Raw genomic sequence first — 16,375 nt, forward strand, 5'->3', positions numbered from 1 at the left:
GTTCGAGCGGTCTGTACAGGGAACGGCACCCGCCGCAACCAGTCGTTGGCCGCCGACCGCCGACCCTTCGTGCTGCCGCTCCCGGTCGCCGACGAATGACTCGTGGTCAGGGCTCCGGGGCAGGGGCTCCGAGTCAGTGGGCACGTCGGATGGGTTGTCGGGTGGGGGCCGCGTCGGTCAGCAGGAATTCGGCGACGAGACCGTAGACGTGTTCGGGCTTTTCCATCACGAGGAGATGCGAACTGCCGGGGACGACCGCCAGTTCCGACTCGGGGATGGCCCGATACTGCGCGATCGTGTGTTCCAGAGTCATCGCATCGTCGTCCGCGGCCATCACGAGGGTGCGGCAGCTGATCCGTCCGAGGTCGTCGGTGGTCAAGGTGGGTTCCGCAGCCGCCATCCGCAGCAACTCGTCCACGAGCACGGGGAAGTGCTCCGCGCCGTGGGGCGAGACCTCGCCGTACCTCGATCCCAGGAACCGCAACGTGTCCTCGTGGGCGAATCCGTCCAGAACGCCGGGCACCAGGCCGTCGTGGTGGTGGTTGCCGCTGATCAATACCAGTTTCCGGGCCAGGTCGGGCCTTTGGAGGGCCACGAGCATCGCCACGGTGGCGCCGTCGCTGTAGCCCACCAAATGCGCCGGCCCGCCCACCACTTCCTCCAGGAAGGCGGCTGTGTCCCGCGCCATCTGGTCGTAGGAGAGCGGACCGGGTGTGTGGGGTGAGTGGCCCTGCCCGCGCCGATCCACCGTGAAGACATGCAAACGTTCCGTCAGTAGGGGCAGGGCAGGGGCGAACATGCGCGAGTCCACGAAGCCGCCGTGCAACAGCACGACGGGCTGCCCCGCCGGGTCGCCGTGGGTGTCGTACCAGGTCACGAGGTTGTCGAGGTTAACGGTAGGCATGGGGAGCATCCTGCCAGGCGGCAATTCGCCGGCCGGGCGCGGCGCCCGCTCCAGCCGGGGTGTGACGGTAGTGGTCACGCGCGATCTCGTCCGGCCCGGGAAGACCGGCACGACCCGGGTACCCCGAAATACGGCCGGGTGGCAGACGAGCGTGCGCTGTTGCCGCTGGTTGCCGAAGTCGACATCCTCCCGACGCCGGCCTGAGTCCGACGGGGCCGGGCAGGCCGAATACCGGTTGCGCGGGCGCTGTCCGCAGAGGCACCCCGTCAGGCATGAGTTCGACGAACCCGGCGGGCCGCAGGGCCGGTTCGGCCGGCGGGGCGGCCCGCGACGTCCGCATCTCCGAACCAGGCACCCTGAGCAAGGCCTGCTGCGAGGACTCCCGGATGGCCTCGGATGTCGCGCGTCTCCGGCGCCGCTACCTCCAGCGCCCGGCGCCGGAGACGCCTGGTGGGGATATTGAAATGCTCAGTCAGAGATGCACGTCACGTCCGATCGCCCACGTTGCCGCATCAGCGAGCACTCCCGGGCAGTCGGTCGGAACAAGAAGACCGGCCGTGGAGGGTGCGCGTATCTGCACTCCCGCTACGCGCTCTTCGCCAACAGGCCGGCGTCGATGACCTCGGCGATGAGGGCGGCGCCGCGGCTGTTCTGGTGGATCTGGTCGGTCGTGAGCACCAGACCCCGGCGCCGCGAAATCGTGTCGAGGCTGCGGCGCAGCACGGTGTGCTGGAGGAGGACTCCGACGACCGCCGCGGGTGTCACCTCCCGGTAGGGAATCGGCGGCGGGTCCGCTCGGCGCAGTTCCTCGATCTGGCGTTCGTGGAGCGGAAGGTAGGCCACCTCGTTGGTGGCGGCGACCTCGGCGATCATCCGGCTGTACTCCTGCGACGCCCGCGCCGCGGGTCCGTCGAGTTGTTGGCCGAGAACCGGCAGCGACAGCAGACCGATCGTCGCATCGGTCTCGGTTCGCAGCCGTTCGACGATGGTTGCGAGGCACTCCTGGAACCAGCCGGCGGACGGGCGTTCGGGGAGACGTTTGCGCTTCATGGCCTGCTCGACGGGGTAGCCCGGAAGGCTCGCTCGGGCGTCGTTGGTCCCAATCAACACGGTGATCACATCGGGCGGGTTCGCGACGACGGCATCCACGCGCTGCAACAGGTTGTAGGCGAAGTCACCGTTGGCACAGAAGCGGGCCGACTGCACGTCACTGTCACCACCACCATCACCATCACCGAGAGGGTGGCGTCGTCCGAGGAGGTCCAGGTAGTCGACGCTGAACTGTGCGCGCGTGAGGCTGTCGCCGAGGCACGCGATGCGTATCGTCACGGCGTTTCCCGGCCGGGCGTAGCGAGGGGTTCGGTCGTACGGGAGTCGGTCCGAGGACGATGGTCGGTGCCGAGGCCGGCGGTGATGGCCAGGATGGACGTCGGCCCCGACATGTCGACCGCGTGCCATACCCCGGCCGGGTTGATGGTGGCTTCGCCCGGCCCGAGCAGGACGCGTTCGGGCACCCCGTCCACGTCGCGGGTGACCGTCACCGACCCGCTGAGGCATACGACCAGTTCGTCGCCGGCAGGGTGGCTCTCCCAATGGTCGCCGTCCCCGTCGCCGTCGAAGATCATCACCATTCGGCCCTCGGCGCCGTCCGCCGCGACCGCGGCGCTGTACGCCTGAAGCACCTCCGGGTCCCAGGCGAAGCCCTCGACGGGTTTCGCTCGCGATCCCAGTCCGAGGTGCACGGGGGTGGTCCGCAAGTCGACGGCATTGCGTTCGTTGTTGACGAGTCTCATGCCGACGATCATCACTCGACAGCGGTCGGGCGGTCTTGAAGGAATGGGAACAGAAGTTGACGCGACGGTCGGTCGGGTGGCGACTACCCGGGCCCGAGGAGAACTTCGCCGCGCCGCCAGGCCGTCGGCGACCGTCCCGTGAACTCGCTCCACTCCCGTACGAGATGGGCTTGGTCGGCGTAGCCGGAGATGGTCGCCACCTCGGCCCACGGGAGCGGGGCCTGTGCCGTTGCCAGTTCGTGCGCGTGCTCGAAACGCAGAATCCGGGCGACGGTCTTCGGCGACTGGCCCAGTTCTCCGCGGAACCGTTCGGTGAGGTACCGGCGGCTCCAGCCGAGTTCCGCGGCGACCGCGCCGACGTGGACACATCCCCGCGCGGCGACGAGTCGGCGCCAGGCCTCGGCAACCTCGGGGCGCACCCGGTGCACACGGTCGCCGCCGGTGCCGCGACCGACAGCGCGGAGGAGCAATGCGTCCAGCACGGTGAAGCGCGCTGCCCATGTCTCGGCCGTGCGGAGCCGGTCAACCAGCTCCGCGCCGAGCGCTCCGAGAAGCTCGTCGAGCGGGACCAGTCGGTCGGCGAGCGCGGCGGCGGGTAGGCCGTAGACGGCCCGAGCCCCGAGCGGTGTCAGCGCCACCTGCACACCCTGCTGGCGTCCGTCGTGGTGGATCGCGACGGACCGGCTCATCAGACCACCGGCCACGCTGCCGAACCGGGTGACCGGAGAGCCGTCGTCAACGCCCGCCGCGACCTCCAACGGGGCGGACAGGCTGATCACTGCCGTGAGCGCGCGGCTCGGCGGGCCGCAGTGCACACCGGCCGGGAGCGCGCGCAGGTCGAAGCCGACGTACGAGTCGACATACCGCCGCAAAGCGGGCGCCGGACGTGCACCGATACCGGTGGCTATGCGCTCCTCCACGCTCCTCAGTGTACGGAGCGGGCGAGCCGGCAAGATCGTCACCCGGACCGCGAACCCGGCGGTTCGACCGGTCGTCGTGGGCCGGGAGGGCGCGGACCGGCCCGTCGGGGCGTCGGCGAAGTCGTCGCCGCCGGTGTCGGAGGGCGGCTTCCTGCCGGCCCCGGCGGCCAACATCGTCGTCCACGACCGCTGCGCCATCGACTTCGCCGACCACCTCGCGGTCATCTTCGACCGCGTCGCGCTGGGCGAGGTGCTCAACGCGCTCGATCCGGCGAACGCACAGTGCACCTGCGCCCTGGTCCTGCCGGTCCCGGGATGCTGACCCGCCGACGCGGCGCGCGTCACGCCCGCACTACCGCGGATCCACCGCCGTCAGCCCCCGCTCGTCGAGGTTCAGCCACCGCGTGATGCCGAGCCCGCGCAGGAACGACACGTCGTGGCTCGCCACGATCAGCGCACCCCGGTACGACTCCAGCGCGGTCGTCAACTGCCGCACGCTCGCCATGTCGAGGTTGTTCGTCGGCTCGTCGAGCATCAGCAACTGCGGCGCGGGCTCGGCCAGCAGCAGCGCCGCCAGCGTGGCCCGGAACCGCTCGCCGCCCGACAACGAGTCCGCCCGCTGGTCGGCCCGGCGTCCCCGGAACAGGAACCGGGCCAGCCGCGCGCGGATCTCGTTGTCGCTCGCACCCGGCGCGAAACGGCCGACGTTCTCCACCACGGTCAGGTCGTCGAACAACAGGTCCAGGCGCTGCGGCAGGCAGCGCATCGGCACCTCCCGCCGCACCTCGCCGGTGCGCGGCTCGGTCAGCCCCGCGATGGTCCGCAGCAGCGTCGTCTTGCCCGCACCGTTGCGGCCGAGCAGCGCGATGCGCTCGGGACCGCGTACGTCGAGCTTCACCCGCGGCCCGAACCGAAGCCCGACGCCCGGCAGCGCCACGACCTGGCGGCCCTCCGGCACCTCGGTCAGCGGCAGGTCGACGCGGATCACGTCGTCGTCGCGTACCGCCCGCTCCGCCTCGGTCAAACGCTCGCGCGCGTCGGCCAGGCGCTCGCCGTGCATCGTGCGGTGCTTGCCCGCCGCGACCTGCGCCGAACGCTTGCGCTGGGCCATGATGACCTTCGGCTCGCGCTTGTTGTCCCACATCTTCTGGCCGTAGCGCTTGCGGCGGGCCAGCTTGTGGTGTGCTTCGGTCAGCTCGCGCTTTTGGCGGCGTACGTCGGACTCCGCCACCCGCACCATGCGCTCGGCGGCCTCCTGCTCCACCTCCAGCGAGTTCTGGTACGCACTGAACGTGCCGCCGTACCAGCGCACTTCGCCGTCCCGGAGATCGGCCACCCGGTCCACCAGCTCCAGCAGCCCGCGGTCGTGGCTGACCACGACCAGGACGCCGGGCCACGCCTCGACCGCCTCGTACAGGCGTTCGCGCGCCACGAGGTCGAGGTTGTTGGTCGGCTCGTCGAGCAGCAGCACGTCCGGGCGGCGCAGCAACCGGCCCGCGAGAGCCAGCATGACGGACTCCCCGCCGGAGAGTTCGCCCGTGGTGCGATCCAGGTCGAGATGCGCGAGGCCCAGACGGTCGAGCATCGCGATCGCGCGCTCCTCGACGTCCCAGTCGTCGCCGAGCGCCGCGAAGTGCGCCGCGTCGACCTCTCCCGCCTCCACCGCGTGCAGGGCCGCCCGTTGCGCCGCGATGCCGAGCACCGAGTCCACCCGGGCGGTCGTGTCGAGCGTGAGGTTCTGCGGCAGGTAGCCGAGTTCACCGGTGACCCGCACCGAGCCGCGGGTGGGCGCGAGTTCGCCCGCCATCAGGCGCAGCAGCGTGGACTTCCCGGCGCCGTTCAGGCCCACGAGGCCGGTACGGCCCGGGCCCACGGCCATCTGGAAGTCGTCGAAGAGGGTGCCGCCGTCCGGCCACGCGAAACCGAGGTCGGTGCAGACGATGGACACGGTGAAGGTTGACATGGTTGATGCCTCCGGGGCGCTCGCGGACAGGGTGGCGTCTGGAAGATCCGCGGGCGCGCGGTGCATCGACCGGTGGAGGGGAGGGCGGCAACGCCTGGGATCAGGCGGTCCCGAGGATCGGGAAGGCGGCTCCGTGCCGAGGTCGAGATCGCGCGCCTGCGCACCACGGTTGCCCGGGTGCGGTGCGGGTCTCCTGCCTCAGACGAGCAACGGCCTTCTCCTTCGGGTCCCGCCGGATCATGTGCGGCCCGAGCGACTCGGGCCAGTGCGAACCTAGGCGAGCCTCAGGCGTCCGGCAACGCATTTTCCGCGTCGTACGCCTCCACGAGCCGCTTCGGTGCGGTCGACCGCCGGGCCTCGGCGACGAGTTCGGCCGGTTCGTCGCGGCCCACGGCGGCCGGCCGATCCAGCCGTGTCCGCCGACGTAGGCGGGGAAGCCGAACGTGCTCGGGACGGGTTGCCACGACGCTCTTTCCCGGCGTACGGTCCCGCGTCCCACACGCCATGGAGAAGTTCTTCGACGTCTTGTAGGCGTGTGGGTGCCGGCTCGCCGGGCTCGCGGTTCGGCGCGCGGGGCCCCGTGCGGCGGTTAGGCGGGTGGCCGATACCGCGTTTCGGTTGGATCAGTCGTTGCCCTGGCGGGGGCTACCTCCCCGGTTTCGGGCGGTGCCATCCGTCGGGGCCGCGGACCCCCGGGCGCGCTCGGCGATGGCCGGCCGATCCGCGCTGCCGCCGGCCGCGACGAGAGCGCCGAGCGCGCACAACGCCGCCGTCCAAACCAGCGGCGCGTTCGGCCCGGTCCGGTCGGCGATGGCTCCGGCCACCCACGGACCCGCGGTCTGCCCGACCGCGAAGAGGACTGTGAAACTCCCGAGTGCCCGCGACCAGTCCTCGGGCGGGGTAGCCGAGCGGACCAGGGCTGTCACGGATGCGGGTACCGCCATGAAGGCCGCACCGTACGCCGTCGCAGATGCCAGGACGACGGCAGGACCGCCCGACTTCACCAGCGCGAGGCAGCTCGCTGCCGTGATCACGGCCAACAACATGGCCAGCACCCGTCCCGGCGGCGACGCTGCCGAGACTCCCCGCCACATCCAGGGGGCTGCGACGACCGCCGCACCCAACAGCGCCCAAGTGAAGGCGACTTCGACACTCCCCGCGCCCCGCGCGACGAGCGTGGTGGACAGGAAGGTGATGTAGGCGATGTATCCGGCCGCAAAGAGCAGGTATGCCACGGCCGGCCGCCACAGCGGCGCGAGTGACCGCCGACTCTTTTCCCCTCGCGGGGCCGGCAATGGATCGGTTGTCCGCGCCGCGCCCCAACTCGCCGCGGTGGCCAGTGCCGATGCCGCAGCCAGTGCGAGCCACGCGAGCGGCCACCGCCCGGGCGCTCCGGCGAGCAACGCAGGGATGAGGGCGCCGCTGACGGCGATGCCGACGCCGGTCCCGGCGAAGTACACCGCTATCGGCAGCGTCGATCCCGTGCGCTCCGCATCCCGGGCGGCGATCACCCCGCCGGTGATGAACACCAGCGCGCCGCCGAACCCGGCAACCACCCGTGCAGCCGCCACTACGGCGAATCCGCCGCCGATCGCGGTCGCGGCGAGGGACAGCGAACACACGGCCATGCCGGAGCGGAACGTGCCGGTACTGCCCCAGCGGCGCCCGGCGGTCGCGGCGGTCGCGGCGCCGAGCAGGTATCCGAGGCCGTTCGCCGTGGTGAGCAGCCCGGCTCCGGCCAGGCTCCAGCCCAGCTCGACGCGCATGGCCGGCAGCACGAGGCCGTAGCCGAACCGCGCGAACCCGAGAGCCACTGTCGTGCCCAGGGCCAGGCGCAGTGATGCGGCGATCACCTCGCTGCCCGCATGTGCCGGTTCAGGAAAGCCAGGACTGTGCGGGCCAGCGCCACCCGGTGGTCGGAGAATGCATGGTCGGTCGGATGGGTGACGTGCTCCAGGGCAGCCACCGAGTGCATCAGAAAGGCGGCGACCAGGGGCTCGTGATGCAGCGCCGTCGGAGCGACATCGTCGCGCGAGCCTGCGACCAGCAGGACGGGGCGGTCGGCCAACGGCCCCGCCAGCCGGGCCAACGCCCATTCGTCCCCGGCCGCTTCCATCTCGGCGACCAGCGCCTCGCCGCTGGTCCCGGTCAGCGGCAGCAGTGAGTCCGCGAACGCCGCCACATACCCGGCACGCGCCTCGGGGTCGACTGCCGCGGCGCCGGCCGCGGCGCCCAAGTCGAATCCGGCGATCGACCCGACTGCCGCGATGTCCCGGTCGGCGGCCGCGATCCGCAGCGCGGCGAATCCGCCGAGGCTGTGCCCCACGACGGCCACACGGTCCGGGGCAAGCCGGTGGCGGGCGACGAAGTCGGCGGCTCGGACCGCGTCCACGACCCGTTTCGCATCCTCCAGGACGTGGCGCCACGTCCATGTGCCCCCGATTCCCCAGGAACCCCGGTAATGGAAGACCACTGTCGCGTATCCGGCGCGACTCAGCACCTGTGCCAGGTCGAAGTTGCGTTCGTTGCCCGGGAATCCATGCAGGAGGACGACGATCGGATGCGGTCCCGGGCCGGCAGGGGTGTGGAGGACTCCCAGGAGCAGCTGCCCTGAACTGTCGAACGCGACGGGGACGTTGACGGCGTGCGGCACGAGTGACAAAGACGGGTCGTTCACGAGCGGATCCGACGGCATGGGCGCCTCCTCGACGACTGATCGAACCGATCGGTTCGATCTCACGCGGACGGACGCTAGCACGCAATCGAACCGATCGGTACCATGACTGTCATGCCCGTCCCCAAAGGCGCCTCACTCGACCCGGTACGCACCCGCGAGATGATCATCGAGTCCACGGCCCAACTGCTCTACGAGCGTGGTTTGGACGGCGTCGGCGTAGCCGAGCTGTGCGCGTCGGCAGGAATCTCCAAGGAAACCCTCTACCGCCATTTCCGCTCCAAGGACGGCCTTGTCGAGGCGGTCCTGGAAAAGCGATCGAGAGGCGTCCTCGCCTGGATCACCGACGCCGCCGCGGCAGCCGGAACCGACCCGAAGGCCCGGATCACTGCCGTCTTCGACGCCCTGGGCACCTGGTACGCAACCCCCGGCTTCCGCGGTTGCGCCATTGTCAACGCCGCGACGCAGCGTCACACCGCCCCCGCGGACCGGATCGCCGCACGACACCTGACCGGCTACCGCGACCTGCTCAACGGCATTGCCCGCGCCTCCGGTGCTTCCGACCCCGACACCCTCGGCCTGCAACTCCTGATCATCTTGGAAGGCGCAACCGTTGTAGCCGACCACCTCGGTACCCCGGACGCATCCGACGCGGCCCTGTCCGCATCGCTCACCCTCCTCGACGCCGCGGCATTGCCACGTGCCTGACGCCTCGGCGTCGGGTAGGTGCCCAGACGGCCGTTGCCGACTGGCACAGGCAGTCGTGTCCGAGGTGATGAGTGCGTCCGCCAACCCGTCCGTCTCGTCGGCGGCCGGCCCGACGGAGCCCATGTCGAGGCTGTCTCCCGCCCGGGGACGTGCTCATCCGGATCGTCGCCACTGCCATCACCCGTCGACGACACGCGCGGGTCGGAGCGATCGGGGAGGGCGCCCCCGCGTCGCCGATGACACTCCGATGGGATGGAGGCAGCAGCGGTGGCGCCGGGGATCGCTACGTCGCGTCGACCCGGCACCGGTCGCCGGACCTGGGCCGATTCGGCCGCGCTTCCGGAACCGGCGATGGCTGCCGCGTCGCAGGCGGTCGGCGGTGTGGCCGCCGCGACCTGCCGCTTCGCGGGGTTGATGGCACCGGAGACGTTGTCCGGGCATCCAATGGGCAGCGGCTGCTGATCGCTCAGCGCCGATGTGCGCTTGAGGACCGGTCGGCGGTGCCGTCGGCGGCCGCGGCGATCACTTCGTCAAGGACGTCCCGGGAGCGGACGAGGTCGGTGATCACGCGGTCGATGCGGTGGCGCTGGGCGGTGAGTTCATCGAGGAGCTCAGAAGTGGCGGCGTCGTTCGGACGGCCGTCCGCGTCGTGGATGCAGGGCAGGAGTTTGGCGATCGTCTTGCTGCGGAGTCCGGCAGCGTAGAGGGTCTGGATGCGTATGACGCGGTCGACGGCCCAACCGCCGTACTCCCGTTGACCGCCGGGCGTGCGTTCGGCGTGCAGCAACTTCTGTGCCTCGTAGTAGCGCAGCGAACGCCCGCTCACACCGCTGCGCTTGGACAACTCGCCAATTCGCATCCTCGACCTCGCCTGACGACTTGAACCTGACACTGGTGTCAGGTTCTACCTTGCCGGGACACCGGGCACATTGTCCATGGAGGAGGTACTCATGCCTGAGCTGAGCGGCAAGGTGGCGCTCGTGACCGGCGGCAGCCGCGGGATCGGCGCGGCGATCGTGAAGCGGCTGGCCGGCGCGGGAGCCGGGGGTGGCGTTGACGTACGTCAACGCGGCAGACCGGGCGCACGAGGTCGCCGAACGGATCGAGGCGGGGGGCGGCAGGGCCGCCGTCATCCAGGCCGACCTGGCCGCTCCGGACGCGGCGGCCGAGGCGGTCGAACGGACGGTGCGGGAACTGGGGCGCATCGACGTCCTGGTGAACAATGCGGGTTTCCTCCCGCATGGTCCTCTCGCCGACGTGTCCGCCGATGAGCTGGACCGGGTGCTCGCCGTGGACATCCGGTCGGTCTTCCTGGCCGCGCAGGTCGCGGCCCGGCACATGGGCCACGGCGGCCGCATCATCAGCATAGGGTCGTGTTTCAACGGGCGGGTCCCCGGCGAGCACTTCGTGCTCCAGGCGACCGCCAAGTCCGCACTCGTCGGGTTGACCAACGGGCTTGCCCGGGAGCTGGGCCCGCGAGGCATCACCGCAACTGTCGTGGACCCCGGGCCCATCGACACCGACATGAACCCGGCCGACGGCGAGACGTCCGGCTTCCAACGCTCCCTCACCGCACTGGGCCACTACGGCCACGCCGAGGACATCGCTGCCGCCGTGGCCTATCTGGCCGGCCCTGGGGGCCGCTTCATCACCGGTACCTCGCTCGCCGTCGACGGCGGTTACACCACCTGACGGCACCGGCCGGGCCTCGCCCGCTCCCCACTCGAACAGGAGCGCCGGCGAGGCCCGGTCGGCCGGCATACGACGTAGAACACAACAACCGCAGAGCAGGAACGCGAGTGTACGAGTGATCTGGCGTGCCGATCCGCCGGCGACACCGGCAACCCTGCGCACCCGTCGGTCACATCCGGCCGCACCATCAACAACCAGTCCCGGGGACGACGCAGTCCGAAGGGGGCCAACTCCCGCCGGCCATTCGGCGCTACCTGTGGATGTCGGTGGGCTTTGTCAAGACGCGTCGAACGCCTCGCGGTTCCGCGCGATCGCCGACCAGCTACACCTACACCTCCCAGGTGGACGGCATCCGGCGCTGGGCCTCGCTGGTGACCGTCGAGCTTCACCCCGACAACAGCGGCACACGCCTGCTGTGGACCGAACAGGCGGCATTCCTCGCGCCATCCGCAGAGCCGGAGCACGACCTCCCTCACCTACGCGGCGCCACCCGTCTGCGGCTGAACGGCCTGGCGGCAGCCCTGAAACCGACCTGACGGTGCGACACGAGGCCGGCGCAGCTTCATTGTCGCCTCCCGACTGCCAGTCAACGCGCACGTCACATTCGACGACGCGGGAGGTTGCACTTCGCCGCGCTGGAACCGGAGCCCGAACCCGTGACGCGGGTGAGCCCTTGGGCGAGCAGACCCCGCCCCCTTCGCGTCCGAACCCGCCCCGGCCGCAGGCGGCGTTCTCCGGCCGCCCCGGCCAGGGTGGTGGTCCGAGCGGGAGCTTCATCGACGGTCACGCGGGCGCCCTCCGCTGCCCGTTCGTCGAGCGTCCGGGCCGCGCTTCCTCCAACGACATCGGGTTGTTCCAGCGCGATGGTGGCCCAGGAACGCGGATACGACGTCGAGGATCCGGCCCAGGTTCGACTTGCCTGCGGCGTTCGGGCCGGTGACCACGGTCAGACCCAGCCCCAGGTCCACGCTCACGTCGGCGAAGCACAAGAAGCCCTGTGCCGTGATCCTGCTGATCCTCACCCCTGTGCCCCCGCCCGTCCATTGGCCACCGGCGAGGAACCTCCCAGAAACCGCGGCATCCGGCCGCCGATGCGCGAACCTTGGTCCGGGGCGGAACGTACCGATGCGGGTGCGGCACTTGGCGGTCGACCCTTACGGTGGCGAGGGCCACCCGTGGGTGTCGACGGCCGGGGGGCAACGCGTTGCCACACTGGGCCTTTCACCGTTGGCGCGCCTCGAGGTCGGGAAGATCATCGAATCCGGCGCCTCCGAGACCGGCCTCGACCCCGCAGCGGTGCGCGCGCCCCGCCTCGGGGGCTGCGCCCGATTAAGAGTGCGGACGCGGCCCCCGAAGTCGTTCAGCGGCAGGCCCAGACGGTCGGCTGGTCCCAACCGACGGGATAGCTCGCGCTGCGCCCGGCGATCGTGCCGTCGTCACCGGCGACGACGATGTCGAATCGGCGGTCGGATGCCTGGTCCAACGTGGCACCGAGCGTCGTCAACTGCCAAACGCCGAACTGGTATCCGTCGGAGCCATCGGTACGGCCGACGATCAGGCCGTCGCGGTTGATGCTTCGGATATTGCGGGCCTGCGGTATGTACTGCGGCCGGCCGTCGCGGTCCCACAGCACGCCGACCGGGTTGCTGAACGGGCCCTTGGCGACATCGGCGACGACACGGCCGTTCGATATCCCGCGCATGGTGGCACGATCGATCCCATCGGGGAGCGCGAGCCGGCGCGCCGCGCCGTCCTTCCACAGGTAGGGGACCGCTCCGGTGACGGACTCCACCGTGAACAGCACGGTGCCGTCCTGATCGATGCCTTCGGCTATGGGCGAGGGGCCCGGCAGGGGCAGGTCCACCACTGTTCCGGGTCGGTCGGCGGGCCAGACCACCGGATGGTGGACCGGGTACTTGTCGACGATGACTGTGATATTTCCGAGAATATCCCCCTTGTCGTTGATGTTTTTGACGGACGAGTAATAGGTGCCCGGCAATTCGGGCAGCCGCTCGATCTTTCCGTTGCGCGAGCGGACGGCGTTGAATCCGCCGTCCGTCCGTCGGGCGATTCCGACGACCGTCCCGGACTTGTTCACCCCGGCGACCTCGATCACCTTTTTGAAGGCGGGGTCGTCAAGGTAGCCGTAGTCGGTGAGATTGCCGTTCTTCCACACCACGGCACGGTTTGCCATTTTGCGGTCCGTGGCGTACGAAATCGTGCCCGCGTAACCACCACTACCGTCGGCCGCGTCCACCTCACCGGAAAGCGCACCGGCGGGAATCGGCAGGAGGGACGGTGTCCACTTACAGGCGTTCGTGGTGGTGGCGGCGGTGGCAGCGGTGGCGGTGGCGGTGGGTGCCGCGACACCGATCATCGCCGCCGTCAGTCCCGTCGAAAATAGGAGGCGGGTAACGGTATTCATTCGTTTCATGATTCTCCTCAAGATCTTCTTCGGCGGTGCAATAGCACCATGCCACGCTCCCCAACGAGCGTGTCAACGCAACCTCGGAGCAAGCCTCGGGCGGCTACGAAAAGCACTGCAAGAGCGCGGGGCGGGAATATGATCTCCGCACCGGTGGGCAGCGTGCCGCAATACGATCATGCGTGCTGTCCTGCCACCGGGACAAACCAGGGCGCCAAGGTGGCCCAAAAAGCCTGGCCGGGTGCCGGGATAATGTTCCCGGTGGTTGTGTTGCGGCAGTCGCGCGCAGTCCCGTACGTCCTGGTGGGCATTCATGATCCCGCCGACCAATCACACGACGATCCATCGGCGAGTTGTGGCCGGGGGGAGTGCGCGATCGATTGGCAGGGATCGAGAGCACGGCTTCCCGGGGGTCCGGCTCTCCAGCACGGGCCAGTCGGCGCGTCCGCGCCTGCCGGGGTCGCGTCGCCGACGTGGGTGATTTCGTCGTCGCGCCGCGTACTGCCGGGCGACTCCGACCGACGCCCTCCCGTCCACGACCCACGGTCGACTGCCGCCGACCGTCCACCCTCAACTCGCGGACGTAGCAGTCGGCCAGGGTCCTGGGATGTTTGTTGTCACGGTTGCGTTGCCTCAATGGCGGGTCAGGGGTGCGGTGTTGTGACCTGGGGTGCTTCTCTGCACTTCACCCGGATGGGTGACTGCGGGTGCGTAGATGACTTTCTCCTGTCTCATCGCGGTTTGGCTCCATTCGGTGTGGTTGAGAGACCTGACTGGCATGCGGAGGTGTCAGTGACTGCTGCGAGGATGCGAGGCATGATCAACGCCTCTGAGATCGCGGATTACTGGGATGCCGCAGCTCCGTCGTTCGACGAGGAGCCGGATCATGGCCTGCAAGCGGAGCGCACGCACCGTGCCTGGGACGAGTTCCTGCGCCGGTGGGCGCCGCCTGGGCCGGCTGATGTCCTCGACATCGGCTGCGGTACGGGCTCGCTTTCCGCGCTACTCGCCGCCGCCGGCCACCGACTGACCGGGGTTGACCTCTCCGCAAAAATGGTTGAGCAAGCCCGGGCAAAGCTGTCAACCGCCGGTCTCCCGGGGCGCTTTGTCGTGGGGGATGCCGCCGCACCCCCCACGGGCAGTGAGCAGTTCGACTTGATCCTCGCCCGGCACCTTCTGTGGACCCTCCCGGATCCTGAGGGCGCGTTGCGAGAGTGGGTGACCCGTCTTCGCCCGGGAGGCACTCTGCTCCTCGTCGAAGGGCGTTGGCGGGAGTCGGGGCAATCTGGGGAGCCATATGTCATGGGGGCCGAAACGCTCCCCTGGAACGGCGGAGTGCTTCCCGACGACCTAGCTTCGGCGGTCGAACCGCTGGTCTCCACCGTGCGAGTGGAAGAACTCAGCGGCATCACAGACCTGTGGGGTCGCCCGGTCGACGACATCCGATACGCGCTGATCGCTCAGGTTTGACGATCTGGTGCGGGTCTGGGTCCCGGCATGCCCAAGTCAACAGCCGGGCGTTGTGACCGGCGCCGGGCCTCGTCTCGCTTCGCGCGAAGGAAGGTGAGAGTGAGGTCGATGCCTTCGCCCTCACCGACCCAGCCCTCGGCTTCGGCCCTTGTCCGACGATCGAGCAGGTCGGCTTCCAGCTCTGCGAGGCGGGGCAACATCTTCAGGTTGACGTGGAGCATCGGGCAGCGGATGCAGGCGTGTTCGTGCTGGCAGGGGGTGCCGTAGGGCCTTCCGCAGGAGCCGAGTTCGACCTTGCGGCGGTCGAAGTGTTCCTCGAACTCGGACCACTCCTCCGCCGTGGCGTCGCGATATTCCTCTTCCGGGCGGACTTGGCGCCGTTGGTGCAGGTGGGCCTGGTAGTGCCGGATGACGTCCTCGTCGAAGGCGGCGACGTAGCCGCGGGTGGTTTCGATGTTGAGGTGGCCCATCAGAGCCGCGCCGATGTGGATGGGCAGTCCACTGTTCACGAGTTCGGTGGCGAAGATTCTCCGGAAGTCGTGGGGCGTGAACTTGAGGCCCTTGAAGCCGGGGTGTTCCCCGGCGAGGGCGTCACACCGCCGACGGATCATCTGTGCGATGGCGGCGGTGCTGAAGACGGCCGGTGCCGATCCGTTCTGGCGTTGGAACAGGAACGGCATGGGCGCGCTCCACAGCTTGTCGTGCGGGTCGTATCGGCTGGTCAACGGGATCGGCCGTCCGGTGCGGGCGTGCCGGCGAATGATCGACGCGATGACGTGGAAGAGTTCGGCGGACATCGGGATGACGCGTTCGCGGTCGGTCTTGGACGGCGCGATGACCAGAAGCGCGATGACTTCGCCGTTCGCCCTCTGGTACTGGCGAACGCTGAGGTGCGTCAACTCGCACAACTCCTCGATGCGGACCCCGGAGTGCCTCAATGTCTCCACGCAGGCCCACTCCCAGAAGGCACTCTCCTCATCGGCCGCGACGTGGATCACGTCCCCGGTCTCCTCGTCGATCAGCCGGGCCGGGGTCGCGTTCGTGTGACGCAAGGTTCTGCGGTCCGCCTCCGTGACGACGCGTCGATAGGCCCGTCCGGCGAGGTTGAACACCGCATCCTCGCGGGCCTGTTCGGCGCGCTCCAACAACTCGCGGGCCCGGTCGTAGCGCGCCTCGACGTGTTCCACCAGGACGGGCAGGAGGGGCTGACGTTGCCGGGTCCGGTCCGCGCTCCGCTCGTTGATCCGACGCCGGCGCGTCCCCAGCCCCCGCAGCTCGGACGGGGGGACCGGGCAGGGAGCGACCCAGAGTCCCCACCGCTCAAGTTCCTCGGCGGCCCAGGTGTGCAAGTCGAAGTAGAAGCTTCGCACCGAGATGACGATGCTGTCCTGTCCGCCTCGGTGGCTGTCGTCCTCCTTCACGGTGATGGCCTGCCGCCAGGCGGCGTAGACGTCCGGCGCGATCCGCAGGTCGGCCTGGTCGGGGTTGATCCGTTCGATCGTGGCCCAGAAGTGATGGGCTACGAGCAGGACGAGGTTCTTCACGGTCGCGTAGTCGCTGTCGACGCGACGTCGTGCGAAGTAGTCGATGAGCAGGCCGCGCACCGCCCGGTTGCGGATGTCGCAGCTGTCGACCAGTTCCTCGATGCTTCGTTGACCGCGCATCAGGGCCGCCCGCATGGTGGTGGGGGTGGCGGGCGGGAAGTGGCCCATGGTGTGCAGGACGTTCCATCCCCCCGCCCGAACAGGCGGTTCGCGACCTTGTTCCCTGGTTGCAGCGTGTTCCTCGCTCGGCGGTTCTCCTGGGCGAAGTGCAGGACGGTCGGT

15 protein-coding genes and 2 pseudogenes are annotated in these 16,375 nt (G+C 69.7%); 5 read left to right on the forward strand and 12 right to left on the reverse strand.

Annotated features, from left to right (window positions below; genetic code table 11):
* Positions 1-133: 133 nt before the first annotated feature.
* From ACZOOI_RS44275 to ACZOOI_RS44290, 4 genes are all read right to left on the reverse strand, one after another.
* Positions 134-904, reverse strand: coding sequence for an alpha/beta fold hydrolase (locus tag ACZOOI_RS44275; protein WP_465282479.1), 771 nt, complete (start codon positions 902-904; stop codon positions 134-136).
* Between the two features lie 585 nt (positions 905-1,489).
* Positions 1,490-2,233, reverse strand: a complete 744-nt coding sequence (locus tag ACZOOI_RS44280) for an SGNH/GDSL hydrolase family protein (protein WP_465282480.1) — start codon at positions 2,231-2,233, stop codon at positions 1,490-1,492.
* On the reverse strand, positions 2,230-2,697 hold the full coding sequence (locus ACZOOI_RS44285; RefSeq protein WP_465282481.1) for a cupin domain-containing protein: 468 nt from the start codon (positions 2,695-2,697) through the stop codon (positions 2,230-2,232). The genes ACZOOI_RS44280 and ACZOOI_RS44285 overlap by 4 nt, the downstream gene beginning before the upstream one ends.
* A gap of 83 nt (positions 2,698-2,780) precedes the next feature.
* Positions 2,781-3,617, reverse strand: a complete 837-nt coding sequence (locus ACZOOI_RS44290; protein WP_465282482.1) for an AraC family transcriptional regulator — start codon at positions 3,615-3,617, stop codon at positions 2,781-2,783.
* Between ACZOOI_RS44290 and ACZOOI_RS44295 the strand changes: the two genes are divergently transcribed.
* The gene (locus tag ACZOOI_RS44295; protein ID WP_465282483.1) at positions 3,604-3,939 is read left to right on the forward strand and encodes a hypothetical protein; all 336 of its coding nucleotides are present in this window, start codon (positions 3,604-3,606) and stop codon (positions 3,937-3,939) included. The genes ACZOOI_RS44290 and ACZOOI_RS44295 overlap by 14 nt on opposite strands.
* A gap of 30 nt (positions 3,940-3,969) precedes the next feature.
* Here the strand turns inward: ACZOOI_RS44295 and ACZOOI_RS44300 are convergent, their stop codons facing one another.
* The 4 genes and pseudogenes from ACZOOI_RS44300 to ACZOOI_RS44315 form a co-directional block, all read right to left on the reverse strand.
* A complete protein-coding gene (locus ACZOOI_RS44300; protein ID WP_465284172.1) occupies positions 3,970-4,857 on the reverse strand; it encodes an ATP-binding cassette domain-containing protein in 888 nt (295 codons plus the stop codon).
* A gap of 216 nt (positions 4,858-5,073) precedes the next feature.
* Positions 5,074-5,484: pseudogene (locus tag ACZOOI_RS44305) on the reverse strand (ATP-binding cassette domain-containing protein); the annotation flags it as partial.
* 719 nt (positions 5,485-6,203) lie between these two features.
* Entirely contained in the window at positions 6,204-7,433 is a 1,230-nt protein-coding gene (locus ACZOOI_RS44310) for a YbfB/YjiJ family MFS transporter (RefSeq protein ID WP_465282484.1), read from the reverse strand.
* Positions 7,430-8,275 (reverse strand): alpha/beta hydrolase family protein, encoded by an 846-nt coding sequence (locus tag ACZOOI_RS44315; protein WP_465282485.1) that lies wholly within the window; start codon positions 8,273-8,275, stop codon positions 7,430-7,432. Before ACZOOI_RS44315 ends, ACZOOI_RS44310 begins: the two co-directional genes overlap by 4 nt.
* A gap of 93 nt (positions 8,276-8,368) precedes the next feature.
* Between ACZOOI_RS44315 and ACZOOI_RS44320 the strand changes: the two genes are divergently transcribed.
* Positions 8,369-8,962: a TetR/AcrR family transcriptional regulator gene (locus ACZOOI_RS44320; protein WP_465282486.1), complete on the forward strand. Its 594-nt coding sequence runs from the start codon at positions 8,369-8,371 to the stop codon at positions 8,960-8,962.
* 466 nt (positions 8,963-9,428) lie between these two features.
* Here ACZOOI_RS44320 and ACZOOI_RS44325 read toward each other — a convergent pair whose 3' ends face one another.
* Positions 9,429-9,821: a MerR family transcriptional regulator gene (locus ACZOOI_RS44325; RefSeq protein WP_465282487.1), complete on the reverse strand. Its 393-nt coding sequence runs from the start codon at positions 9,819-9,821 to the stop codon at positions 9,429-9,431.
* 91 nt (positions 9,822-9,912) lie between these two features.
* Between ACZOOI_RS44325 and ACZOOI_RS44330 the strand changes: the two are divergent.
* Positions 9,913-10,654: pseudogene (locus ACZOOI_RS44330) on the forward strand (SDR family NAD(P)-dependent oxidoreductase).
* A 266-nt stretch (positions 10,655-10,920) separates the two neighbouring features.
* Positions 10,921-11,190 (forward strand): SRPBCC family protein, encoded by a 270-nt coding sequence (locus tag ACZOOI_RS44335; protein ID WP_465282488.1) that lies wholly within the window; start codon positions 10,921-10,923, stop codon positions 11,188-11,190.
* A gap of 237 nt (positions 11,191-11,427) precedes the next feature.
* Here the strand turns inward: ACZOOI_RS44335 and ACZOOI_RS44340 are convergent, their stop codons facing one another.
* Positions 11,428-11,676: an AAA family ATPase gene (locus ACZOOI_RS44340; RefSeq protein ID WP_465282489.1), complete on the reverse strand. Its 249-nt coding sequence runs from the start codon at positions 11,674-11,676 to the stop codon at positions 11,428-11,430.
* 338 nt (positions 11,677-12,014) lie between these two features.
* Positions 12,015-13,079, reverse strand: a complete 1,065-nt coding sequence (locus tag ACZOOI_RS44345) for a hypothetical protein (protein WP_465282490.1) — start codon at positions 13,077-13,079, stop codon at positions 12,015-12,017.
* A gap of 816 nt (positions 13,080-13,895) precedes the next feature.
* On the opposite strand from ACZOOI_RS44345, the gene ACZOOI_RS44350 reads away from it, so the two are divergent.
* Complete coding sequence (locus ACZOOI_RS44350; protein ID WP_465282491.1) at positions 13,896-14,549, forward strand: class I SAM-dependent methyltransferase; 654 nt, start codon at positions 13,896-13,898, stop codon at positions 14,547-14,549.
* On the opposite strand, the gene ACZOOI_RS44355 is transcribed toward ACZOOI_RS44350, so the two are convergent.
* Positions 14,540-16,213 (reverse strand): tyrosine-type recombinase/integrase, encoded by a 1,674-nt coding sequence (locus ACZOOI_RS44355; protein WP_465282492.1) that lies wholly within the window; start codon positions 16,211-16,213, stop codon positions 14,540-14,542. The genes ACZOOI_RS44350 and ACZOOI_RS44355 overlap by 10 nt on opposite strands.
* Between the last annotated feature and the right edge of the window lie 162 nt (positions 16,214-16,375).

It is taken from the genome of Embleya sp. L77, from assembly GCF_055557415.1.